The sequence below is a fragment of the Sulfuriferula nivalis genome (assembly GCF_009937995.1).
Taxonomy (GTDB): Bacteria; Pseudomonadota; Gammaproteobacteria; order Burkholderiales; family Sulfuriferulaceae; genus Sulfuriferula; species Sulfuriferula nivalis.
This window is the reverse complement of sequence record NZ_AP021881.1, coordinates 522690-546434: the sequence shown is the minus strand read 5'-3', so window position 1 is coordinate 546434 and position 23745 is coordinate 522690. Positions and strand designations below refer to the sequence as shown.

General features: G+C 47.9%; 25 protein-coding genes, 4 tRNA genes and 1 pseudogene. 6 read left to right on the top strand and 24 right to left on the bottom strand.

Features of this window, described 5'->3' with window-relative positions; translation table 11 throughout:
• Positions 1-29: 29 nt before the first annotated feature.
• From SFSGTM_RS02910 to SFSGTM_RS02835, 16 genes are all read right to left on the bottom strand, one after another.
• Positions 30-104, bottom strand: a tRNA-Thr gene (locus SFSGTM_RS02910).
• Between the two features lie 48 nt (positions 105-152).
• Positions 153-226: transfer RNA gene (locus SFSGTM_RS02905), tRNA-Gly, on the bottom strand.
• Between the two features lie 56 nt (positions 227-282).
• A tRNA-Tyr gene (locus SFSGTM_RS02900) sits at positions 283-367 on the bottom strand.
• Positions 368-406: 39 nt separating this feature from the next.
• The gene (gene ychF, locus SFSGTM_RS02895) at positions 407-1498 is read right to left on the bottom strand and encodes a redox-regulated ATPase YchF (protein ID WP_162083850.1); all 1092 of its coding nucleotides are present in this window, start codon (positions 1496-1498) and stop codon (positions 407-409) included.
• A 5-nt stretch (positions 1499-1503) separates the two neighbouring features.
• Positions 1504-2079, bottom strand: coding sequence for an aminoacyl-tRNA hydrolase (gene pth / locus SFSGTM_RS02890; protein ID WP_162083849.1), 576 nt, complete (start codon positions 2077-2079; stop codon positions 1504-1506).
• A gap of 11 nt (positions 2080-2090) precedes the next feature.
• Complete coding sequence (locus SFSGTM_RS02885; RefSeq protein WP_162083848.1) at positions 2091-2678, bottom strand: 50S ribosomal protein L25/general stress protein Ctc; 588 nt, start codon at positions 2676-2678, stop codon at positions 2091-2093.
• A gap of 103 nt (positions 2679-2781) precedes the next feature.
• Positions 2782-3732, bottom strand: a complete 951-nt coding sequence (locus tag SFSGTM_RS02880) for a ribose-phosphate pyrophosphokinase (RefSeq protein WP_162083847.1) — start codon at positions 3730-3732, stop codon at positions 2782-2784.
• Positions 3733-3835: 103 nt separating this feature from the next.
• Positions 3836-3910: transfer RNA gene (locus SFSGTM_RS02875), tRNA-Gln, on the bottom strand.
• Positions 3911-3937: 27 nt separating this feature from the next.
• The gene (ispE, locus tag SFSGTM_RS02870; RefSeq protein ID WP_162083846.1) at positions 3938-4789 is read right to left on the bottom strand and encodes a 4-(cytidine 5'-diphospho)-2-C-methyl-D-erythritol kinase; all 852 of its coding nucleotides are present in this window, start codon (positions 4787-4789) and stop codon (positions 3938-3940) included.
• A complete protein-coding gene (gene lolB / locus SFSGTM_RS02865) occupies positions 4786-5364 on the bottom strand; it encodes a lipoprotein insertase outer membrane protein LolB (protein WP_162083845.1) in 579 nt (192 codons plus the stop codon). Before lolB ends, ispE begins: the two co-directional genes overlap by 4 nt.
• Positions 5364-7064 (bottom strand): tetratricopeptide repeat protein, encoded by a 1701-nt coding sequence (locus SFSGTM_RS02860; protein WP_162083844.1) that lies wholly within the window; start codon positions 7062-7064, stop codon positions 5364-5366. The genes lolB and SFSGTM_RS02860 overlap by 1 nt, the downstream gene beginning before the upstream one ends.
• A 60-nt stretch (positions 7065-7124) precedes the next feature.
• Positions 7125-7844: a M48 family metallopeptidase gene (locus tag SFSGTM_RS02855; protein WP_162083843.1), complete on the bottom strand. Its 720-nt coding sequence runs from the start codon at positions 7842-7844 to the stop codon at positions 7125-7127.
• Entirely contained in the window at positions 7825-8547 is a 723-nt protein-coding gene (locus SFSGTM_RS02850) for a lysophospholipid acyltransferase family protein (RefSeq protein ID WP_162083842.1), read from the bottom strand. The genes SFSGTM_RS02855 and SFSGTM_RS02850 overlap by 20 nt, the downstream gene beginning before the upstream one ends.
• Positions 8544-9080: a D-glycero-beta-D-manno-heptose 1,7-bisphosphate 7-phosphatase gene (gene gmhB, locus SFSGTM_RS02845; RefSeq protein ID WP_162083841.1), complete on the bottom strand. Its 537-nt coding sequence runs from the start codon at positions 9078-9080 to the stop codon at positions 8544-8546. The genes SFSGTM_RS02850 and gmhB overlap by 4 nt, the downstream gene beginning before the upstream one ends.
• Positions 9077-10291 carry a multifunctional CCA addition/repair protein gene (locus tag SFSGTM_RS02840; protein WP_162086180.1) on the bottom strand — a complete coding sequence of 405 codons (1215 nt, stop codon included), beginning with the start codon at positions 10289-10291 and terminating at the stop codon, positions 9077-9079. The genes gmhB and SFSGTM_RS02840 overlap by 4 nt, the downstream gene beginning before the upstream one ends.
• Before the next feature lies 1 nt (position 10292).
• Positions 10293-11330 carry a complex I NDUFA9 subunit family protein gene (locus tag SFSGTM_RS02835; RefSeq protein ID WP_162083840.1) on the bottom strand — a complete coding sequence of 346 codons (1038 nt, stop codon included), beginning with the start codon at positions 11328-11330 and terminating at the stop codon, positions 10293-10295.
• Between the two features lie 207 nt (positions 11331-11537).
• Between SFSGTM_RS02835 and SFSGTM_RS02830 the strand changes: the two genes are divergently transcribed.
• A complete protein-coding gene (locus SFSGTM_RS02830; RefSeq protein ID WP_162083839.1) occupies positions 11538-11858 on the top strand; it encodes a hypothetical protein in 321 nt (106 codons plus the stop codon).
• Between the two features lie 93 nt (positions 11859-11951).
• On the opposite strand, the gene SFSGTM_RS02825 is transcribed toward SFSGTM_RS02830, so the two are convergent.
• The gene (locus SFSGTM_RS02825) at positions 11952-12794 is read right to left on the bottom strand and encodes a zinc dependent phospholipase C family protein (protein WP_162083838.1); all 843 of its coding nucleotides are present in this window, start codon (positions 12792-12794) and stop codon (positions 11952-11954) included.
• A 115-nt stretch (positions 12795-12909) separates the two neighbouring features.
• Here SFSGTM_RS02825 and SFSGTM_RS02820 point away from each other — a divergent pair, with 115 nt between their 5' ends.
• Positions 12910-13851, top strand: a complete 942-nt coding sequence (locus SFSGTM_RS02820; protein ID WP_162083837.1) for a carbohydrate kinase family protein — start codon at positions 12910-12912, stop codon at positions 13849-13851.
• Positions 13852-13891: 40 nt separating this feature from the next.
• Positions 13892-14347 (top strand): outer membrane lipoprotein, encoded by a 456-nt coding sequence (locus tag SFSGTM_RS02815; RefSeq protein WP_162083836.1) that lies wholly within the window; start codon positions 13892-13894, stop codon positions 14345-14347.
• A 383-nt stretch (positions 14348-14730) separates the two neighbouring features.
• Here SFSGTM_RS02815 and SFSGTM_RS17265 read toward each other — a convergent pair.
• The 7 genes and pseudogenes from SFSGTM_RS17265 to SFSGTM_RS02780 form a co-directional block, all read right to left on the bottom strand.
• Positions 14731-15090 (bottom strand): annotated as a pseudogene (locus SFSGTM_RS17265) (response regulator); the annotation flags it as partial.
• Positions 15087-17216 (bottom strand): sensor histidine kinase, encoded by a 2130-nt coding sequence (locus SFSGTM_RS02805; RefSeq protein ID WP_162083834.1) that lies wholly within the window; start codon positions 17214-17216, stop codon positions 15087-15089. The pseudogene SFSGTM_RS17265 and the gene SFSGTM_RS02805, both read right to left, overlap by 4 nt.
• Positions 17213-17791: a DUF4390 domain-containing protein gene (locus tag SFSGTM_RS02800; protein WP_162083833.1), complete on the bottom strand. Its 579-nt coding sequence runs from the start codon at positions 17789-17791 to the stop codon at positions 17213-17215. Before SFSGTM_RS02800 ends, SFSGTM_RS02805 begins: the two co-directional genes overlap by 4 nt.
• On the bottom strand, positions 17754-19031 hold the full coding sequence (rsmB, locus tag SFSGTM_RS02795) for a 16S rRNA (cytosine(967)-C(5))-methyltransferase RsmB (protein ID WP_162083832.1): 1278 nt from the start codon (positions 19029-19031) through the stop codon (positions 17754-17756). Before rsmB ends, SFSGTM_RS02800 begins: the two co-directional genes overlap by 38 nt.
• Before the next feature lie 6 nt (positions 19032-19037).
• Positions 19038-19706 carry a sulfite exporter TauE/SafE family protein gene (locus tag SFSGTM_RS02790; protein ID WP_162083831.1) on the bottom strand — a complete coding sequence of 223 codons (669 nt, stop codon included), beginning with the start codon at positions 19704-19706 and terminating at the stop codon, positions 19038-19040.
• Positions 19693-21060: an AmpG family muropeptide MFS transporter gene (locus tag SFSGTM_RS02785; RefSeq protein ID WP_162083830.1), complete on the bottom strand. Its 1368-nt coding sequence runs from the start codon at positions 21058-21060 to the stop codon at positions 19693-19695. The genes SFSGTM_RS02790 and SFSGTM_RS02785 overlap by 14 nt, the downstream gene beginning before the upstream one ends.
• The gene (locus SFSGTM_RS02780; protein ID WP_162083829.1) at positions 21060-21830 is read right to left on the bottom strand and encodes an exodeoxyribonuclease III; all 771 of its coding nucleotides are present in this window, start codon (positions 21828-21830) and stop codon (positions 21060-21062) included. The genes SFSGTM_RS02785 and SFSGTM_RS02780 overlap by 1 nt, the downstream gene beginning before the upstream one ends.
• A gap of 22 nt (positions 21831-21852) precedes the next feature.
• Here SFSGTM_RS02780 and pyrE point away from each other — a divergent pair, with 22 nt between their 5' ends.
• The 3 genes from pyrE to SFSGTM_RS02765 are packed head-to-tail and all read left to right on the top strand — an operon-like array spanning position 21853 to position 23707.
• A complete protein-coding gene (pyrE, locus tag SFSGTM_RS02775; protein WP_162083828.1) occupies positions 21853-22500 on the top strand; it encodes an orotate phosphoribosyltransferase in 648 nt (215 codons plus the stop codon).
• Positions 22497-23066 carry a DUF4124 domain-containing protein gene (locus SFSGTM_RS02770; protein WP_162083827.1) on the top strand — a complete coding sequence of 190 codons (570 nt, stop codon included), beginning with the start codon at positions 22497-22499 and terminating at the stop codon, positions 23064-23066. Before pyrE ends, SFSGTM_RS02770 begins: the two co-directional genes overlap by 4 nt.
• The gene (locus SFSGTM_RS02765; protein WP_162083826.1) at positions 23063-23707 is read left to right on the top strand and encodes a retropepsin-like aspartic protease family protein; all 645 of its coding nucleotides are present in this window, start codon (positions 23063-23065) and stop codon (positions 23705-23707) included. Before SFSGTM_RS02770 ends, SFSGTM_RS02765 begins: the two co-directional genes overlap by 4 nt.
• Positions 23708-23745: the final 38 nt, after the last annotated feature.

Here is a 23745-nt window from a genome sequence, read left to right as displayed (position 1 = left end):
TTAATCTAACAATGACTACAATATTAATGTGGTGCCCATGACGTGGATTGAACACGTGGCCTCTCCCTTACCAAGGGAGTGCTCTACCACTGAGCTACATGGGCTTTAATCCATACCAAACTACACTACTTACCCATATCATGCACAACGATTGGAGCGGGTGAAGGGAATCGAACCCTCGTCATAAGTTTGGAAAACTTCTGCTCTGCCATTGAGCTACACCCGCGCACACCTGAGATCCCGCGCGACTTGACGCATGGCTTGCAATTTTCACTACGAATCTGGTGGAGGGGGAAGGATTCGAACCTTCGTACTCTGAGAGAACGGATTTACAGTCCGTCGCCTTTAACCACTCGGCCACCCCTCCAAATTAAGCCAGCTATTATCTAATAGTTATTCGCACTTGTCAAACATTAAATCTAAAATGCATGACATCACCATCCTTGACAATATACTCTTTACCTTCCAATCGCATCTTCCCGGATTCTTTTGCGCCTTGCTCACCCTTACACGCAATAAAGTCCTGATACGCTATAACTTCAGCACGAATAAATCCGCGTTCAAAATCTGTATGTATGACACCAGCTGCCTGCGGTGCAGTACTGCCTTTGTGTATTGTCCATGCACGCACTTCTTTCACACCCGCGGTAAAATAAGTCTCTAAACCCAGCAAACTATATCCAGCATGTATCAATCGATTTAAACCTGGCTCTGTCTGCCCCAAATCCGCCAGAAACGCTACTTTATCCTCGTCTTCCATATCAACTAGCTCTGCTTCTAACGCGGCACAAATTACTACTACTGGCGCGCCTTCTTTAGCCGCGTGGGCACGCACTTTGTCCAGCAAAGGGTTATTCTCAAACCCGCTATCATCAACATTGGCAGCGTATAACACAGGTTTTGCTGTCAATAAGCATAGCGGTTTAATTAGCGCCTGCTGATCGCCATCTAAGCCCATCGCATATACTGGCTTACCTTGATCCAGATGCGCACGTACCAAATCCAGCAATGCCATAATAGTTATCGCATCTTTATCTCCAGAACGCGCCGTCTTTTGATAACGAGCTACCGCTTTTTCCAGCGTTGCCAAATCTGCCAATGCTAATTCAGTTTGTATGGTTTCTATATCAGAAATGGGATCAACTTTACCCGCGACGTGTATGACATTGTCATCTTGAAAACAACGCACCACATGTGTAATTGCATCCGTTTCACGGATATTTGCCAGGAACTGGTTACCCAAACCTTCGCCTTTCGATGCACCAGCAACAATACCGGCAATATCTACAAATTCAACGATTGCAGGTTGCATACGCTCTGGTTTCACAATTTCAGCTAGTGCCGCCATACGCAAATCTGGCACCTCTACGATGCCGGTATTTGGTTCTATCGTACAGAAAGGGTAGTTTTCTGCGGCTATACCTGCCCTCGTTAACGCATTGAATAGGGTTGATTTTCCAACGTTGGGCAAGCCAACTATGCCACATTTAAGACTCATGATATTTACACTTTAGTATGAAGTTTTAACATTGCGGCAGATAAATCTCCGCGTAGAATTTCTGGCAACACATGCAAACTACGCATGATTGCCGATTCAATTTCGCCCATTTCATCCACCTTAGGTGGATTTAATACATAATTAGATACCTCGCTTTTATGCCCAGGATGTCCCACCCCTAGACGTAAACGCCAAAAATCTAACGTTCCCAACTGTGCCGCTATATCCTTCAAACCATTATGTCCGCCGTGACCGCCGCCCTTTTTTAACCGCGCTTCACCAGGTTGCAAATCCAATTCATCATGCACCACCAGCAACGCCTCTACCGGAATTTTATAAAAATGCATTAATGCCGCCACAGATTTACCGCTCAGATTCATAAAAGTCTGCGGCAACAATAAATGCAAAGCTTCATCACCTAATTGACGCCCCGCAACCGCAAAAAAGCGGGGCTCTGGCTTCAACCCAATGCGCGTTATTTCTGCACATTGCGTTACCCACCAGAACCCCGCATTATGGCGCGTATTAACATACTCACGCCCTGGATTACCCAGACCCACGATAAGCTTAATCGCCTCCATGGGTTTATTTATTAAGCTGCGCTTTCTTCAGTTGCGGCACCACGCGGCACAACGATAGTTGCTACAGGTGGATTTTCACCTTTATGCAATACTACCTCAACACCCGCTGGCATTTTAATATCAGCAACGTGAATCGAATGGCCCGCTTCCAATTTAGCCAAGTCAACCTCGATAAACTCAGGCAAACTATCTGCTAAACAAGCAATATTCAACTCAGTCATAATATGACTTACATTACCACCACTTAATTTCACACCTGGCGCAACATCAGCATTGATAAAATGCAATGGCACACTAACATGCAATTTATGGGTTTTATCTACGCGCTGAAAATCAAGGTGCTGAACTTCCATACGGAATGGATGCATAACGTAATCACGCAGCAACACAGACTCTTTAGCCCCATCGATATCCAAGGTCAAAACTGATGAATGAAATGCTTCGCGCTTTAATGCGTAAAACACTGCATTGTGATCAAGTTCAATATTCATGGCAGGCTGATTACCACCATAAACAACACCTGGTGTTTTACCACTACGACGCAGGCGGCGGCTCGCACCCTTACCCTGTACGTCACGTTTATTTGCAATAACTTCCATTTTCTACTCCAAAATTAAGGACGCACACAACATGCATACATCCAAGGTTAATTCATCCCCGCGACCAGGCGATGAACACATAGCAGGTTACCCCACCAACAAATCATTCCATAAACAGCGAACTAACTGAATCTTCGTCACTAATACGACGCATTGTTTCCGCCAGCAATTCAGCCACCGATAATTGGCGTATACGTGAACTTGCTTTTGCATCTTCTCGTAGCGGTATGGTGTCAGTCACCACCAATTCATCCAAAGCCGATTGTTCTATACGCTGCACGGCCGTACCAGACAGCACAGGATGTGTACAATATGAAACCACACGCTTAGCTCCACGCTCTTTCAATGCCTTTGCTGCTTCACACAAGGTATTTGCGGTATCCACCATATCATCCATGATGATACAAGTACGCCCTTCAACGTCACCGATAATGTTCATCACCTTGGCAACGTTAGGCTTAGGACGACGCTTATCAATAATCGCCAAATCTGACTCCAGGCGTTTTGCCAGTGCACGCGCACGTACAACACCACCAACGTCAGGTGAAACCACGATTAAATCAGAATATGATTGTTTCCACACATCCCCCAGCAATATCGGTGATGCATAAATATTATCAACAGGAATATCGAAGAAACCTTGAATTTGATCGGCATGTAAATCCATAGTCAGCACACGATCAACACCCACACCGGCTAACATGTTAGCCACTACTTTTGCAGTAATTGCTACACGCGCTGAACGTGGGCGACGATCTTGACGCGCATAACCAAAGTAAGGGATAGCTGCCGTGATACGTCCTGCAGATGCACGACGCAAGGCATCAACCATCACCATGACTTCCATCAAACTGTCATTGGTTGGAACACATGTTGACTGCAACACAAACACATCCTTACCACGAACATGCTCGAGCAGCTCAACCATCACCTCACCATCTGAAAAACGTGCAACAGTTGCTCGCCCCAAATGAATATTGAGATGACGCACCACATCTTCCGCCAACCGAGGATTTGCATTCCCGGTAAACACCATCAAGCTATCGTAGGCCACAACACACCCCGCAAAACCGCATCACTAACATCAAAATTAGCCACAAAAAATAAAAGCGTGTAAAACAGATTACACGCTTTTTATTTATTAGCTAAAACAATACTGGCAGGGGTGGTAGGGATCGAACCTACGAATGCTGGAATCAAAATCCAGTGCCTTACCACTTGGCGACACCCCTGTTGTTACGTTTGCTCCGTAGCTCGCACTACGTCGCGAAATTCTTTAATGGATGAGTATCCAATCCCTGCGCGACAAATCCGCGCACATCAGCCGGTAACTTATCATAAACGAGCCTTGCTGCTTGCTCATCTTTAAACTCTGCAAACACACATGCGCCCGAACCTGTCATCCGTGCCAAGCCAAACTGACCTAACCAAGCTAATGCTTCAACGACTTCAGGATAAATACCACACACTGCACTTTGCAAATCATTTCTTGTTAAGTCTGAAAATATCTCAGACCTAGAAAAGTCCGCTATTCTGATGCTTTTACTGTCTCTTGTCAATTGTTCTGATGCAAAAATCTTAGGTGTAGACACATGCACATCAGGAACCAGCACCACATACCAAGCCGGCTGCAATGTAACCGATTGCAATATCTCGCCGATTCCTTGTGCAAATGCACTTTCGCCAAAAATGAAAACGGGAACATCAGCACCTAACTGCAGCGCCAAATCCTGTAAACGCTGCCTGCTCCAGTTCAGCTCCCATAACTGATTCAATCCTAGCAAGACACTTGCCGCATCAGAGCTGCCACCACCCAAACCACCTCCCAGCGGCAAGCGTTTATCTAATCCTATCGATACGCCATATGCTGTTCCACTTTCCAGTTGCAGCAATCGCGCTGCGCGCAAACACAAATCAACTGTTTCAGCGATTTCCACATTTTCATATTCTCTTATTACCAGGCCGTCAGCACGACGAGTTAACGTTACAGTATCGCCATAATCGATAAATCGAAAAACGCTCTCCAATAAATGATAACCATCAGAACGTCGGCCGATAACATGCAAAAACAGATTCAATTTAGCAGGCGCGGCACAAACTAACGAATTCATACTCCCTCACCATTGAGATACCACCGCGTTATTACCATACGCAATTCACCACCTTCGCCTGTCACACTCAACTTATTCGGCAGATTATAGCCACCCGCTTGTTGCCAACGCTGGTAACTAACAGTCCAGCCCGCTTGTTGCAAGCTTGCCAGCATGGACGCCGCGTCCATTTTAGTTTCAAAATGCGCATAAGGCACAGCCTGCCCCAATACCCAGTATGCCAAATAATCCAATGGAATTCGCACACCCAGCAGGCGCTCAGTTAATTCAGTGACATCCTGACCGGCATACACTTTCTTCTCACTATCAACCACGCGCACACCATATTCATCACGCGTCAGCACGGCAAGTGTGGATCCTAAAGGGGATGACAATGTAACTTCGTCCTGAGCCTGACTATGCACCCAATGCACATTAGCAGATGCGGCATTGGTCTGGTAATGCATCGCTATACGCCCATCCAATACAAATGCTCTGGCGGCCGTCGGATTTAATTGCTGAACTTGAACGACAGGCGGTGTACTGGCACACCCCGCAACACTGAGCAGCAACCCGAGCAGCAGTACACGCAACATTATTTATACTTCGCCATCACTGCCATTAAACTTGCATTTTCAGGCGCTTCTTTCAAAGAATCCTGCCAAACTGTACGTGCTGCATCATGTTGACCCTGCACCCACATTACCTCACCCAAATGCGCCGCAATTTCAGGATCACGCCGCTCGTTATAAGCTCGCTGCAAATAGTCGACCGCATCTTTGAAATTACCTAAACGATACTGCAACCAACCCATACTATCCAACACGAACGGATCATTCGGTGATAATTTTAATGCTTGTTGCAATAATGTCAGCGCTTCTGGCAAGCGCATATTATGATCTGCCCAAGTATAGCCAAGTGCGTTTAATGCATGCACATGATTAGGTTGTAACTTGAGCAATTGACGTAAATCTTTTTCTACCACATCAAGGTGGTTTAACTTTTCTGCCGCCATCGCCCTGTCATAGAGCAATTCTGTAGAATCCGGATGCGCAGCCAACGCCTTGGTTAATAAAGCGTATACGCCCACATCATCTTTTGCATTTCTGAGCAGTTCGGCTTCAGCCTGAATAAGCTGTATCCGCTCATCCTCACCACTCACTTTAACTTGATGTAAGTAAGTGCGCGCTTGCTCCATACCTTTTTGTTTTGCAAGGATACCCGCATATCTTGCCTGTGCAGTCAGGTAATTATCACCTGCCGGCACACTCAGATACCAGGTCTTGGCTTCATCCGGTTTATTTTGCGCTTCTGCGATTTGGCCTAAATACAAACGTATCATAGCTGCGTCAGCATAATTCAAATCCAATGCCGATTTAAATGCTGTCTGAGCCGTATCCATCTCACCTAACTGCAATGAAATCAACCCTATTGCAACCTGCATTTCAGCACTGGTAGGAACCGCTTTAGCTAGCAACTGAAATTGTTCACGCGAAGCGGTAAACTGACCTTGCTTTAACAACATCCGCGCATAAGCCAGACGCATTTCACGTGCACCTGGATTCTGTTTGAGGTAAGACTGAGCAAACGTCACCCCTTCTGGTCGGCCATCTCGCCCCACTATCTCCATACGCAGCATGGCCGCAGGTTCCCAGTTCGCTTTTAATTTATCAGCCTTGTCCAGTGCCAGCAGTGCTGCATCAAATTGATTTGCCCTGGCAGCAGCTTGCGCCAGCACCAGCTGAGCTTCTGGCACCGTCGCATAATCCTGCGTCAAACTCTGCATCAGATTATAAACTGCTGCTTTATCTGCCTGCTTGTCTAACAATGCACTAATACGAATAAACTCCGTACCTGCTTGTGCCGCATTAGCTTTTAACAGCTGCTGCAGATAGGGCTGTGCATCAACTAATTTACCGCCATTCAACAATATTCCCGCAGCAGCCTGACGAGCACGCGCTGACTCAGGATCCAAATCCAGCCATAATTTCGAAGCTGACTCCGCCGCTTGCGCTTGCTGCGCATAAATTGCCACTTCAGTAGCCCGCTTGGCAATACGCGGATCACGCGTCTGTTTTGCCAAGTCCAGATAAGCCTCACTTGCCAGCTTCAGATCACCACGCTGAGCCGCAATTTCCGCCACCAGATACTGATAAAGTATTTGGTTGGTAAGCACTAACTTTGGCAGTGTAGCTTCTGTGGTTACTACTTTACTCTCGCTTGTCGCCGCCATAACCGGCATCGACAACACCGAAACCAAACCCAATACTGCATAAGACCAAATTGACAAACGCATTTTCTTCCCTTTGATATCGCGCAATATTGCGCGTTAACTCTATCTATTAGATGCTCAACTCTATGATAGTTCAGTACACATATCATGATATCGATGTCCCACTTGGCGCAACTGCCGATGTGGCTGCTGGTAATCAGGCAACAATGTTTCTACCCGTTGCCAGAACCTGACACCATGATTCATATGTTTCATATGTGCTAACTCATGCACCAACACATAGTCAATTTCAGCCATGGTCGCTTGTATCAAGCGCCAATGCAAACGGATCACACCCGCACTCGTGCAACTACCCCAACGCGTACGCGCATTTGTTAAACTCAATGCGCTCGGTAACTTATCCAGCCGCGGCGAAAATTCTGCCAGACGCATTTGGAAAATTCGTACAGCCTCAGTTTTATACCAGGCAATAATTTTCTCTGGTGCTAAACTAGGCACATGCAACACATCGCCTACCAGCGAAATTTGGCGAGAGTGATTACTCACATTCAAATTAATTTCACGCCCCAGATATAACAATCGCATATCATTGTGCCATACCCACGATGAGTTATTTTGCGTTGCATAGTGCTGCAATTTTGCCCATATCCATGCTGACTTGGCATGAATGAAATGCTCAATCTCATGCAGTGACAACCGCCAGGGCGCATGCACCACCAAACCTTGCCTGCCTACCAACAGTGCCAATGTACGTCGTATGCTACTGCGTTTTAATTGATAAGCGCAAAGCTGATCATGTAATTGCAGCGAACGCGACTCAACACTAACGAGTCGCTTGGGCATCAGGCAACCGCGCCATTTCTTGCTCTATCCATGTTTGCACAACCTGGTTAAGCGCATCTGGTTTCATTCCTTGCGGGTCTATAGTTGGTCCTATACTCACCGTTATCAAGCCCGGCCGTTTCAGGAAAGCATTTTTGGACCAGCACTGACCCGCATTATGCGCAACTGGCACAACCAGCGCCTGAGCATGCGTTGCTAGCCATGCACCACCAATACCATATTTACCAATTTGACCATGCGCCACCCTCGTACCCTCAGGGAAGATCAACACACCCAGACCATCGGCCAGTCGCTGCTTACCCTGTTCAGTAATCTGCCGCAACGCCGCCCGCCCATCAGCTCTGTCTATCGCAATCGGCGACAGCATTGCCATACCCCAGCCAAAAAATGGGATGCGCAATAACTCACGCTTCAATACGATAGCCATCGGCGGTAACAATATTGGCAACGCAATAGTCTCCCATGCCGACTGGTGTTTCGCCATGATAATACTTGGCGCTGATGGCAAGTTCTCCCGCCCAATCACCTGATAACGTATGCCACATATCCAGCGCGCCAGCCAGATTATGCTGCGATTCCAGAGTGTAATAACACGATAGCGCATAAAAATAGAAAAAGGGAACGTCATTACTGCAAACACTGCAAATATCACCGTCAATGCCGCCTGCAACAACAAAAACACCGTTGACCGCAATACCATCACAATATTAATAACCTATCAACCACAGTTGCCAAATCGGCGAATACCTGAGTACCTGCGGGTAACCCACCCGCCTTCTCAGTTTTCTCACCTTTACCTGTCAACACCAATATAGGCAAAGCCGCAACTGCAGCAGCGGCCTGCAAATCACGCAGACTATCACCTACCACATACACTTCTTGCAACGCAGTGTCATACCGTTCAGCAATTTCCAGATACATACCTGGCAACGGTTTACGACAGGCACACTTTTCTTCCGCCGAGTGCGGACAATAAAATACTGCATCAATACGACCGCCCGCATTCACTACCGATTTATGCATTTTGGCATGAATATCGTTCAACATCGCCATATCAAACAAACCACGACCCACGCCTGACTGATTTGTCGCCACCACCACGCGATAACCCGCCTGATTTAAACGCGCAATCGCTTCCAAACTCCCAGGTATAGGTTTCCATTCATCGGGACGTTTAATAAACTGATCCGAGTCCTGATTAATCACGCCGTCGCGATCCAAAATAATAAGCTTCATTTATTTATCCATTCAGTCAATGCTGCTGCTCTTGCTGCTATTATGCACTCACCAATTTTCGCAGGATTAGTCGTATTTTCGACTATCCCCGCCGTATCTATATTCGTCGCCACTTGCAATGCTGCGAGCAGATAATCCATCTGCGGATAATCCACCTTTTCAAACCCCAAACGCCCGCGCGCATCAGCAAGACACGCCTGCAACAATTGCACAAATCGTTCAGGACGTCGATATGCATCAACTGCTCCGAAGAGCTTCACTATTGTATCTGCCCGCAATTGTTGTGCGCGATGGATATCGCCATGATAACGGGTTGCCAGCACAGCTAAATCTGCGCACTCCTTGGGCACACGCAAACGCACACAGATCGCCTTGACTAACGCCACACCACTACCCTCATGTCCGTGATGTTTCGGCCAGAGTTCACGAGGCGTTATTCCCTTACCCAGATCGTGCATTAATGCTGCGAAGCGCACAGGCAATTCAAAATTCATGCTCGCAGCATAATCCACCACCATCATCACATGCACACCCGTATCAATTTCAGGATGATGCTGTTCAGGCTGGGTCACGCCAAATAATGCTTCGACCTCTGGCAGTATCCGCACCAGCGCACCACATTCACGCAAGGTCATAAACATCCGCGATGGATGCACTTCCATCAATCCACGCGCCAACTCTTGCCAAACACGTTCTGGCACTAACGCATCAACTTCACCCGCCGCCACCATATCCCGCATCAATTGCATGGTTTCAGGGGCAATGGAAAAATCTTCGAATCGCGCCATAAACCTGGCTGCACGCAAAATGCGCACAGGATCCTCACTAAACGCTGCGCTCACATGACGAAATACACGTGACGCTAAATCTAACTGCCCCTGATAAGGATCAATTAACGACCCATCATCAGCCTGTGCAATCGCATTGACGGTAAAATCACGCCGCGCCAGATCCTGCTCCAGACTCACATCTGGATCTGCATGAATCACAAAGCCTTTATAACCCGGTGCAGTTTTACGCTCAGTCCGTGCCAGCGCATATTCTTCACGCGTACGCGGATGCAAAAATACTGGGAAATCTTTGCCCACCGGCAAGTAACCCTGCGCCACCATCATTTCAGGCGTCGCCCCCACCACCACAAAATCACGGTCTTTGACAGGCAAACCCAGTAGCTTATCGCGTACTGCGCCACCTACCGCATAGACTTGCATGTTATCTGCCTGCAGAGTGCCTAAACGCATCATAACGCCCACGAGGATTCTCACCACTCAAATAATCAGGTGCTATTGCGGCCAACGCACTCGGCTTCCAGTTATGCGGTGCTGGATGCTCACCACTACACACGTTATCAACCAACATCGCATAGAAATTATCACGCGTCATCAACTTCTTACCAGGCATCAATTCCATCGCCCATGCTTGTGCATATGACAAATTCTTGCACAGTGGAATAATACGCGGATGCTTATTGATAGCTTGTGCAGTCAGCTCAACCAGCTCTTGCAAGGTATAAACTTGTGGCCCACATAAATCATAAGTCTCGCCAAAAGTGGCTGTATTATCCAGCGCATCCACAAACGCCTGTGCTACGTCCTCAACCCATACCGGCTGAAATTTAGCCCCTGCATTCGCCAAAGGGATTACTGGCAGCATCTTCACCAAGCCTGCGAACATCGACAAAAAACTATCGCCACGACCAAAAATTACCGATGGACGGAAAATAGTCGTATTCATACCATAGCCATGTACAAATTTAGGCCCATCCAAATACCAGCGCTCATTGTCTGAACTAGGCATACTTGATTCACGCACCAACGCCTCACCCACCCCTTTAGAGCGTTGATAAGCGCTGCGTGAAGTTGGATCCGCACCCAGCGCACTCATGTGCAACACACGCTGCACACCATTCGCCGCTGCCGCATGCAACATCTTGCGTGGTAACTCAACATGATTCTCGTGAAAATCTCCACGACGTGCAGAAGGCTTATCCACCCTGCTAGCATGCCCCTCATGCAGCACCCCAACCAAATTAATCACCGCATCCATACCTTCAAAATGACGATTCAGCTCGACTTGATCATGGATATTGGCATCAAATACTTCTACGGTAGGTAATACAGTCAACGCCTTGGCGCGGTCACGATTACGTGTCAACACCCGCACTTCACGTCCCTGTGCCGCCAACATTTGTATAATCGCAGAACCCACAAAACCACTACCACCCAACACACAAATACGCTGAAATTTCATACACAACCCCAATCAATTAACCAACGACCCCAAACCAGCCAGAGCCCACTCAATTCAATGTTGGATTTTAACCTAGAAACAGCAAAAGGACGGATTATCGTATTGTGGAACAAGCGTATAATTTTCATGGAAACGGGGACATGCAGTAAAGTTAGAACTGACCCCAAAAAAACATCGTATAAATTGTTAATCGGGGGGAATTGATTCATGGGCGAAAACATATTGTTTGCAGGATTTAGCGTTTGGATTGCCTTTACTTTTTCCTATCAAATTAGATTTTTAAATCTATTGAGCAGACTACGACAGGAAAAATTGAAAAACAATCCTAGCGATCGCGTGTGGCTTTATGCAATTGGTTTATTATTAATCTTAATCGTGCTTGTTAATTTTTTAGGTGTTCTTGGGTATGCAGCTATTGTAGGTGGCAATGAGCTGATGCGAACTAGTTATTATGGAGCATTTGGCTTAATTGGAGGGGTAGGGCTATTTTTACTATGTAACTGGTTAGTGAGCGAAATCAAATCATAAATACAGCTTAGGATATGAGGTCTTTAAATTGAGCTTTAGTGAATAAAATATAAAGCTTTCATGGTTCCCATCAATCTCAACTCACTACTACTTTCACGACCAAAAACAATCCTCAGGCAAAGGGTGTCCAGACTGAATTTCGTGGGGCGTATAACTATTGATCCGCTGCCTGGTCACCTTGGCACAACCGCCGTTGGCTGCAAGCATCGGAGATGCGCCAGCCAGCACCTGATTTAATTCAGCAAAACGGGTATTGGTCACATTGATAAAATAATCAAATCGTGACGCAACTCGTTTATCCCAGCGCATGATGTTCTTATATAGAAACTGTGGCACACGACACCAGCGCAAGCCGTGGTCGGCGCGTGCCAATAAGCGTACTGCTGATTTAGCCTGTTGTTCAGGAACAGAAAAATGAAATGCAACAAAAGCTACGATTTCGGCACTGCCATCCATCAACAATTGCTTGGGCGTTGCCAACACGTGCTCACTTAGATGCGCATCCATCATCCACTCGGATATCGTATGAGTCAGCACAGGGCAATCCATCCACAGGCGCTCATGCGCGGGAACAAAATGATGGTGAGCAACGACATCAGCAAACAAGTGGCTATAAAATCCTACCGCCAATGCACGCTCCTGATCATTACGCGCGGCATTGAGCATCACTTGCGCTGGCTCCCAGTCATGCGTGTTGGTAAATGCGCTCGTCCGGACCGCGCTGCCAACCAAAGCCAAGTCTGGCAAACATGCCCCCGCCATCACCAATTTTGGATAACGCATCACTGCACGGCGCAATTCGCCATCCAGCAGCGGCACACCCCAAACCAGCCATTGTGCAAAAAATACGTGTGTATAAAGCCCCCAAGCATAAACGTCATTAGCTTGTAGCAGTAATGGCACGCTCCAGATAAGGTATTTCAGGGTTTTATTCATGAAGCTCAGATTAAGCCGGATATACGACAAATTCATGATGCTATGATTAACTTTTGATGAAGCTTGCAGCGTGGTGTGGGCTATAATCTAATTTTATTTTTCCCCTACATTCATTATGTCCGCTCTGATTTGTGGTTCACTTGCTTTCGATTCCATCATGGTTTTTCAGGACCATTTCAAAAACCATATCCTGCCGGAAAAGATACACATGCTGAATGTTTCTTTCCTTGTGCCTGAGTTACGTCGTGAATTCGGCGGATGTGCCGGCAACATTGCCTACAACTTGCAATTATTAGGCGGCGAGCCAACCATCATGGCAACTTGCGGTATCGATTTTGCGCCTTATGCTGCGCACTTAGATAAACTCAATATCAGCCGCACACACATTCGCGCTGTTGATGATAGTTATACTGGACAAGCATTTATCACCACCGATTTGGCGGATAACCAAATTACCGCATTTCACCCTGGTGCGATGAATTTTTCTCATCTCAACCATGTCAGTGATGCACCTGATGCGAAAATCGGTATTGTTTCGCCAGATGGGCGCGACGGCATGTTGCAACATGCCCGTGAATTCAAAGCCGCAGGCGTGCCATTTATTTTCGATCCGGGTCAGGGCATGCCGATGTTTGATGGTGCTGACCTGCTTGCATTTATCGAATTGGCTGACTATGTGACGGTAAATGATTATGAAGCTGAAATGCTGCAAGCGCGCACAGGGAAAACACTGACAGAACTAGCCAGCCAAGTACGCGCCCTCATCGTCACCCGAGGTGAAGCCGGTTCGCAAATTCATTATGACAACGCTATTATTGACATCCCATGTGCTGCGGCTACCGCAGTCGTCGACCCTACCGGCTGTGGCGACGCATACCGCGCGGGGCTACTCTATGGCATCACACATAATTTCGATTGGGCTACGACCGGTCGCCTGGCTTCACTCATGGGCGCGATAAAAATCGCCTCTCGCGGCGGTCAAAACCATACCCCTGCGCGTGCAGAAATTATGACCAAATTTGAAGAAACATTTGGTTACAAACTGAACCTTGTATAAGCAGTATTATCTATATCATATCTTTCACGGGAGCTTGAAAATGAACAAATTACTTGCAGCACTCATGGTTAGCACGCTGGCACTCACTGGTTGTGCCGGTGGTTTAGGTAGTAGTGACTATTCGCGCAATCAGGCACGGACAGTACAAGAAGTACAAATGGGTGTCATCCAGGCGCTGCGCAACGTTAAAATTGAGGGCACTAAATCTCCTGTAGGCACCATAGGCGGTGCTGCCGTCGGCGGTATTGCTGGCAGCCAGATTGGTGGTGGAAATGGTCAGATTGCTGGTGCAGTCTTGGGCGCAGTCTTAGGTGGCTTGGGCGGCTCAGCAATAGAAGAGAAAGTGACAGCCCAAAATGGCGTGGAAATCACAGTAAGACTTGATTCAGGCCGCACCATCGCTATCACTCAGGCTGTTGATGTCAACGAACAATTCCGCGTTGGCGACAGAGTCCGTGTACTCAGTGGTGGCGGTACGACGCGCGTGGCATTCTAATCTTATGAAACGGGGATAGCAGCAGCCATCCCCGTTTCATATTTTATCAGTACAAAATTACAGAAAATTTTCTGTAATTAAGAACAGGGACTGTTTCATTTCTTAGGTATCTTCACACCTAATTGTTTTAATTTGCGGTACAGGTGAGTGCGCTCAACTTCGGCCAGTTCTGCAATATAAGTCACATTACCTTCTGTCTGCTGTATCAGCCGCTCAAAATACAAACGCTCAAACTGATCTCGCGCTTCACGTAGTGGCAAACTCATATCCACTATACAATCATCACTATCTGAACCAGTTAACATCGGCTCTAGCGGAGATATCACCTTATCCAAAACTGTCGTAACAGCCGGAGCAGTCGCAACACTGTTTACAGGGTGCTGCTTCAAAACATCCATGACAGTAGCTAGCAATTTTTTCAGTGCAATCGGTTTTTCCAGAAATCCAACCGCACCGATACGCGTGGCTTCTACAGCCGTATCTATCGTCCCGTGCCCTGACATCATCACCACAGGCATGGTTAGCAGTCCAGAAGCCGACCAATGCTTCAGCAAACTCACACCATCAATATCTGGCATCCATATATCCAACAATACTAAATCTGGCTGTGTGGTTTCACGGTAGCTTTGTGCCGCTGCTGCATTCTCAGCCACAGTCACATCATAACCCTCGTCTGTCAAAATTTCCGACAGTAACTCGCGTATACCCATTTCATCATCGACAATTAAAATCTGCCCGCTCATACTTGCACTCCATCTTCCACTATAGGTAGCCGTATACATACGACCACACCACCTTCATCCCGATTTTCCATACGAATCGCACCATGATGTTCTTCTATAATTTTTTTCACTATTGCCAAACCCAAACCCGTCCCCTTCGACTTAGTCGTAGCATAAGGCTCAAACAGTCTGTCTTTAACCTGTTCAGACAATCCAATACCATTATCCATCACCATTAACTGCACAGTTTGCTCAGCAACACGGGTAATAATATCTATCTTCGGATCTACGATATCAACCAGCGCATCCTGTGCATTTTGCAGCAAATTATGAATCACCTGACGCAACAGCTTGGCATCGCCCATCACCAGCGGCAAAGGTTCAGTCAAATTCAAATCGATACGTTCATCATGACCATAGAGTGCCAGTACCTCATGAATCAGCGCGTTCAAATTAACGGGTTGCAACAATGCTGACGGTGTTTTCGCATATTCCGCAAACGCATTCACCATTTCTTTCATCAATGACACTTGAGTCACAATAGTTTGCGTAGAACGACGCAACACCTCAGCATCGGGAGAATTTAATTTACTCGCAAATTTATGTTCAATCCGTTCTGCCGATAATTGTATAGGCGTAAGCGGATTTTTGATTTCATGTGCCAAACGTCGCGCCACCTCACCCCATGCCGCATCACGCTGGGCGCGTACCAAATGTGTAATATCGTCAAATACCAGGATAAAACCGCTATCTATCCCGCTCGGCAATTTTGTCCCACGCATTAACAAAACACGTTTATCGTGGGGTGGGCGATAAGTAATTTGCTGCTGCCAATCCTGCGCAGTATGGGTCTGGAACTGCTCAGCCACCAAATTCGCAAAATCAGCCAGCTGTGGCACATGGCTGGCCCATTGATAAGGTTGCAGCCCTCGCATCAGCATTTCATCCACACCCAATATTTGCACAGCAGCAGGATTAATACTACGTACACGCAGTTGCTCATCAAACGCAATGACCCCCGAGGTCAGATTCGCTAATATCGTCTCCAGATAAGCATGGGATTTCTCGATTTGGGCATGGCCATCCACCGTCGCTTGCCGCGCCTCGGCTAATTGCCGCGTCATTCGATTAAATGACTGCGTCAGCATCCCCAATTCATCCCGACTATTAACAGGATGCACCTGACTGAAATCACCTTTTGCCACCGCGCGCGTACCTTTTGCCAGCGCACGCAGCGGCGCGGCCATTTGCTCGCTGATTAAAAATGCCAAAGCAATAGTCGCTAACAATGCCAACACCATCGCCAAGGTTAGCGTCAGCCCATACAACCGTTTCAACCCTAAACGGGAAATCGACAACTCCTGATAATCCTGATACGCCAGTCGCACTGCCTCCGCATCCTCAGCCAGCTTTTGCGGCACAGGCTGCAGCACTTGCAAAACGCGTATGCTTTCAGTAAACGACAGCACATTAACCGGCACAACAATATGGACATACAAGCCCTTGTCACCCCAATTTTCTATCCGCGAATATGTCTGCTGTTGGCGCACCTGTTGCAAAATACTGTTGTCAGGCGCAGTAGGATTCAGCCCTGATCGCTCATTCCCTGAGAATGAGATGAGCTTGCCTCTATCCGTAAATAAGGTAGTTTCCTGCACGCCATACTGTTCGCGCAAACTGTTAAGTAACGTAGCATGCTTGGCAACTGGCGCTTCCGCCAAAGTTTGCGCCATAGACTCAGCTTTTCTGGCCGTATCATGCTGCAAATTATCCAGCACAGCCTGACCAAGATTCAAACCACTGCTAAGTGCTGTATCCACCCGCACGTCAAACCAGGACTCAATACTCTTGGACAAAAACTGCACAGACACCGCATAAACAACGGCACCCGGCAACAAGGTCATCAGACCGAATACCAAAATCAAACGTATGGTCAGCTTGGTGCCAAACACACCTGCACGCACTTTGTAGCGCAATTGCATGATTTGGTAAATAACCAGCGCCACCATGGCGGCAACAAGCACACCTGTTGCCACCAACAACCAGGTAAAATGCTGGGCAAACAGGTCTGTATTCGCGCTAGCACTAGAGAGTAAATAAACTAATCCAGCGCCGACAACAAAACTGATTAGAACTAAAAATTTCAAGGTTTAAACGTCCACACCATAGGAGTTGCTTCCAGATCCCACTTGCCCGTCGCCAATGCATTAATTTGCAAAGGCTTAGGCAGTTGCGTCGTATCCAGACGCATGGTCAGTTTTGCAGAATAGATCGCTTGCTGCGTCAATTCATTCCGGGTGATGATAGGCACGGCACTCACCTCACCCAACACCATTAACGCATCCTCCAGCTTATCCACACTATGCGCATGTATATTGACACCCGACACCACATATTGCCGCAGCAAGGCGTTATACGATAAGCGACTGACGCGACTGTATGTGGCTATATCCTCATTCAACCAATACCAGCGTGGGCGCTTAAGCTCAAACTCGGTCACAAAATAGAGCGACACACCTTTCCGTAACGCTTCCTCCATCGTAGGATTTGGCGTCACCAGCATTTGCGCATGCAAATAATAGACATCATCGGCGAGACGTAACTCAGCCGATTTAATTTGTATCCCTTCGGTCGCTGCCCACCCACTGCTACTTAACACCAGCAATGACAGCGCCAGCCACAGCTTAAATTTTTTCCAGCAATGCATAAAAGAATCCATCATGTTGGTCATTCACTAATAACTGCCCTGGTGTTACCCAATCCCCTGCCAGCGACAATTGTCGTGCATCAGTATGGCACGCCAGGAAAGCATCAACTTGCTGCTGATTTTCTTCAGGGAAAATAGAACAAGTCGCGTAGAGCAATTTACCACCCACAGCCAGACATGACCAGAGTGCCGTTAAAATCTTCGCCTGCTGTACTGCAAAAAACGCAATATCATCTGGGCGACGCAGCCATTTAATATCAGGATGGCGGCGTACCACACCCGATGCACTACATGGCACATCGGCCAAAATACGATCATAGGCTACGCCATCCCACCATCTGCCAGGTTGGGCCGCATCACCCACCAGCAACGTTGCATTTAACTGCAACCGCGCCAGATTCTCGCGCACACGGACTAAACGCGATTCATCGTTATCCAAAGCCGTCAGCTGCACATCTGCCAGCTCTAAAATATGCCCGGTCTTACCGCCTGGCGCCGCACAAGCATCCAGCACACGCTGGCCGTCTTGCGCATCCAGCAAAATCGCAGCCAGCTGCGCACCTGCGTCCTGCACCGAAACTCGTCCAGTAGCGAATCCTGGCAAAGCTGTAACTGCACACGGCTGGTTTAACTGCAATGCCGAATCGCCCACTTGCTGCGCAGTTATGCCCTCATCTTGCAAACATTCCAGATAATTCAACGTACTGCCGTGCTGCGTATTCACCCGTAATGTCATTGGTGGATGCTGATTACCGGCTGTCAATAATGCTTGCCAATGTTGCGGATATGCCAGCGTCACTTTATCTATCCACCATTGCGGATAATTCCAATTTGCTACCGGGTTACTTGCCAGCTTTTCCGCCAGGCTATCAACTTGCCGCAAATAGTTACGCAATACCGCATTTGCCAGCCCGCGCGCCCAAGGCTGTACTGCGGCTGCGGCTTCAACTGCCTCGTTCACAACTGTATGTGTCGCATCTGGACGTGCACGCACCTGACGCAATGCGACCACCAACAAACACGCAACCACACTGTCGGTCAATGGCTTGGTCAACAATGCATCGCGCATTGCTGCCAGCTCGCCATACTCACGCAGACTGGCATAACACATATCCTGCACCGTCGCGCGACCAGCCAGAGGCTGTGCTGCCATAATCTTGTTCAGATTTTGACCCTTATGCACCACCGCATCAATCGCCACCGCAGCTCGTTTCAACAGCTGTCTGAGTGGCGGCTGCAATTCATTTGTATTCATATTTTCCTAATTCAATAACAGACGCGCCAAACCCAGCACGCCAAAAGTCACCACCAGTAATCCAGCCAATAAGCGCACCGCTGGACGACGTGTAAATGCCTGCAAATGTTTAGCCAACATACCCATAGCCAACAGATTAGGCAAAGTGCCCATTCCAAATATCGCCATCACCAATGCACCCTGAGCAGCACTGCCTGTCGCTAAAGCCGAAATCAGTATTGAATACACCAACCCGCACGGCAACCAGCCCCATATCATCCCCACCAACACCGCTTGCGGCGCATTTCGTACAGGCAGCAGGCGCTTCATCAAAGGCTGCAAACGCTGCCAGATATGTCCACCCACCCGTTCCAGCACCAACACCGCACGCGACAATCCTGCCAAATACAAGCCCAGCAAAATCATCATCACACTGGCAAAAGCATACAGTCCACGCGAAATTGGCATAAAGTCATTCAGCAACAAGCTACTCGCCCCTATCGCACCCGCAATACCCCCCGCAATTGCGTAACTCAAAATACGCCCAAAGTTATAACCCAACAGCATCGCCAGACTAGGCTTATTATTTGGTGTGGCAAATGACAACGCCGTCACTATGCCACCACACATCCCCACACAATGCACGCCACCCAACAGCCCGACTAAAAATACAGAAATTAAACTAAACTCGAGCATTACGCTTCTCTTGTCGGTTAACCAACCATACTAACAACAGCACGGGCACACCCAACAATGCCGTTGCAGTAAAGAAATCGGCATACCCATAGGCATCAACAAAATCCCCGGAAAACCCTGCAATGAATTTAGGCAGCATCAACATCACCGAACTAAACAGCGCATATTGCGTTGCTGAATAAGCACTGTTCGTCAGACCCGACAGATAGGCCACAAAGGCACTTGATGCGATACCTGCAGACAAATTATCCGCCGATACAGTAAACACCAGCGCTGACACGTCATGCCCTAATCCTGCCAGCCAAACGAACAGCAGATTCGTACTCGCCGACAATACCGCGCCCAGAAACAGCGTGCGCATCACTCCCATTTTTGCCGTCAACACCCCGCCCAAAGCGGCACCCACGATAGTCATCACCACGCCATACACCTTGGATACCATCGCCACTTCATCCTTGGTATAACCCATGTCTACATAAAATGGATTGCTCATTATCCCCATGACCACATCAGATATACGATAAATCGCAATCAATGCCAGTATCAGCGCTGCTTGCCAGCCAAAGCGTTTAATAAAATCCATGAACGGACTCAGTACCGCGGTATACATCCAACTCGCCACACGCAAAGTTCTACCCTGTAAACCACGCCGCACCAGCGCATCATGCACCTCGCCAGCTTCCTGTGTCGCGATCAGATTTGGCGCCAGCTCGGGTTCATTGATAGTTAAAGTTGCCAATATCCCTACTGCCATACATGCTGCCATCACTGTATAAGCCACATGCCACGGCATGAAATCATACGCTGTCGGCGTAACATCCACAGCCGATGCTATCCACAACACACCTGCGCCCGCAGTAATCATCGCAATCCGATAACCTGCCTGATAGGTTGCCGCCATCGCCCCCTGCTTCTCCTGAGTAACAGCCTCGATACGGTAAGCATCCAGCGCAATATCTTGTGTTGCTGAAGCAAATGCAACTGCCAGCGCAAAATAAATCATCGGCTGCAAACTCACCGACGGATCGGTATTCGCCATACCCAGCAACGCTGCCACGACCACGACTTGCGCCAACAACAACCACGCCCGACGTCGCCCCAGCCAACGCGTGAGCAATGGCAACGGCACTCTATCAACCAGCGGTGCCCACAGCCACTTGAAACCATAAGCCAACCCAACCCAGGACAAGTGCCCTATCGTTGAACGGTCTATACCTGCTTCACGCAGCCAGAACGACAGCGTCCCCAGTACCAGCAACAGCGGCAATCCCGACGAAAAGCCGAGAAACAACATCCCAGCTACGCGTGGATGGGTATAAACCTTGAGTGCGTATATCCAGGGATGTAGGGCCATTACAAATAATCCACTATTAAGGGCGAATGATCAGAAAAACGTTGCTCTTTGTAAACGCTGGCAGACTGTGCCTTAGCTGCGAAATCAGGTGTTGCCAGCTGATAATCAATACGCCAACCCACATTATTCGCCCACGCCTGACCGCGATTACTCCACCAGGTATAAGCCTCTGCCGTTGCATCAGGGTATAACACCCGATACACATCGACCCAATTCAGATCACTCAGAACTTGCGTCATCCACGCACGCTCTTCAGGTAAAAATCCTGAATTTTTCTGATTAGATTTCCAGTTTTTCAGATCAATTTGCTGATGGGCAATATTCCAGTCACCACACACCAGTACATCGCGCCCACTGGCAACTAACGCCTGCAAATGCGGATAAAACCGCGCCAGAAAATCAAACTTAACCTGTTGCCTGTCATCACCACTGGAACCCGATGGCAAATACAATGACACGATGCTCAAATTACCAAAACGTGCTTCCAGATAACGACCCTCGGCATCAATGTCAGCAATACCCAGCCCAACAATTATCTCATCTGCAGGCTGCTTGCTGTATATTCCTACACCGCTATAGCCTTTTTTCTCAGCATAATGAAAATAGCCGATATAGCCATTCGGTGATAACATTTCATCACGCATGTCGGCTTGCTGCGCTTTGAGCTCTTGCACACAAATATAATCAGCATTTTGACTTAGCATCCAGTCAAAAAAACCTTTACTCGTCGCTGAACGGATACCATTTAGATTCGCGGTAATTACACGCATTTTTTAGGCTTTCTTCATACTTATGAACGATTTCAGACAAGAATTTTTACAGTTTTCCATCAACCAGAGCGTATTGCGTTTTGGTGAATTCAAAACCAAAGCGGGACGCATGAGTCCCTATTTTTTCAATGCAGGTTTATTTGCCGATGGATTGGCATTAAAACAACTAGGTGAATTTTACGCTAAAGCCATACTCGCTGCAGGAATAGAATTCGATGTGCTGTTTGGCCCAGCATATAAAGGCATACCGCTCGCTGCCAGCACCGCAATTGCACTGGCTAATTCAGGTAAAAATACCCCCTATAGCTTTAATCGCAAAGAGACCAAAGATCACGGCGAGGGTGGCAATATTGTCGGCGCTCCACTCGCTGGACGCGTACTCATTATTGACGATGTCATTTCTGCCGGCACATCAGTACGCGAGTCAGTGGAAATCATCCACGCGCATGGCGCAACGCCTGCTGCAGTCATCATTGCCATCGACCGCATGGAGCGTGGCACCGGTTCACTATCAGCAGTACAAGAAGTGCAGCAGCAATATCAAATTCCTGTTTTCGCGATCGCCAATCTGGATGACTTGCTCACCTATTTGCAAAGCCACCCAAACATGGAACAATATGCACCAGCAGTCGCACAATATCGACTCACTTACGGAGCCAACACGCTATGAACACCAAATATAAAATCATCAGCACATTCATTATTCTTGGCCTGACACCTATTGCCCATGCAGACATTTACAAATGGAAAGATGCGCAAGGGGTCACCCACTATGGTGACACTATGCCACCACAAGCAGCTGGACGCGCCACGATAGAAATGAATAAAAAAGGGAGCATTATCAAAGAAACCGCTGCCGCACTCACCCCTGAACAACGAGTTCAACAACAGGCTGATCAAGCTAAACTGGATAAAGAAACGCAAGTAATTACCGAGCAAAAACGCCGCGATTCTGCGCTACTTAATACCTATACCTCCCCATCAGAAATTGACTTGGCACGTGATCGCAGTTTGGAACAATACAAATTAGTCATAGATGGCACCAATGCACGACTTGAACCACTACGTGCCAAACTGGCGAAACTCCCGCCAAAAAGCGCTGAATACGCAGAAACCATGAAACGCATCAGCGACCTCGAAGCCTTGCTCGCTCAGAAAAATACTGAAATGGCAGCTGCCAAAGCAAAGTTTGCTGCGGATCGCGCACGCTATATTGAATTAACAGGCAAACAATGAAATTATCAGGCCGTAGTACACTGATGCTGTCGCTAAGTTTGTGCGCTACCACCATTGCACATGCAGCTAATATTAATGTTACCGGCCTGTTCAAAGATCACGCCATGGTAGTGATTGATGGCGCGAAACCTCACGTTATGGCGGTCGGTGAAACTGTGCAGGGCGCTCGCTTACTCAGCGCCAATGCGCAATCGGCCATCTTTGAAGTAGATGGCAAACGTCGTGAATTGACCATGGGACAATCCTACTCAGGCGGCAGCAATAGTGCAAAAGCCAGTGCAAGCCTGACCGCAGACAGCCGCGGCCAGTTTTTCACCATAGGCACCATCAATGGCAGCAGTGTTAATTTTGTCGTGGATACGGGTGCAACTTCAGTCACCATCAGCACCCAGGAAGCTGAACGCCTGGGTGTGAATTATCGTAATGGAGAACGTGGCGCGACCAGCACAGCAAATGGCATCGCTGCAGCCTACCGCGTCATGTTCAATAACATACGCGTAGGTGGGATCAGCTTAAATATGGTACCTGGTACAGTAGTAGAAGGTGGCGGATTGCCATTTGCCTTGCTAGGCATGAGTTTCCTCAATCAAACCAACATGCAACGTGATGGCAATACCATGACGTTAACGCAGCGATATTGAGTTCTTCATAACAACATTAACAACAAAGCTTAACCTTG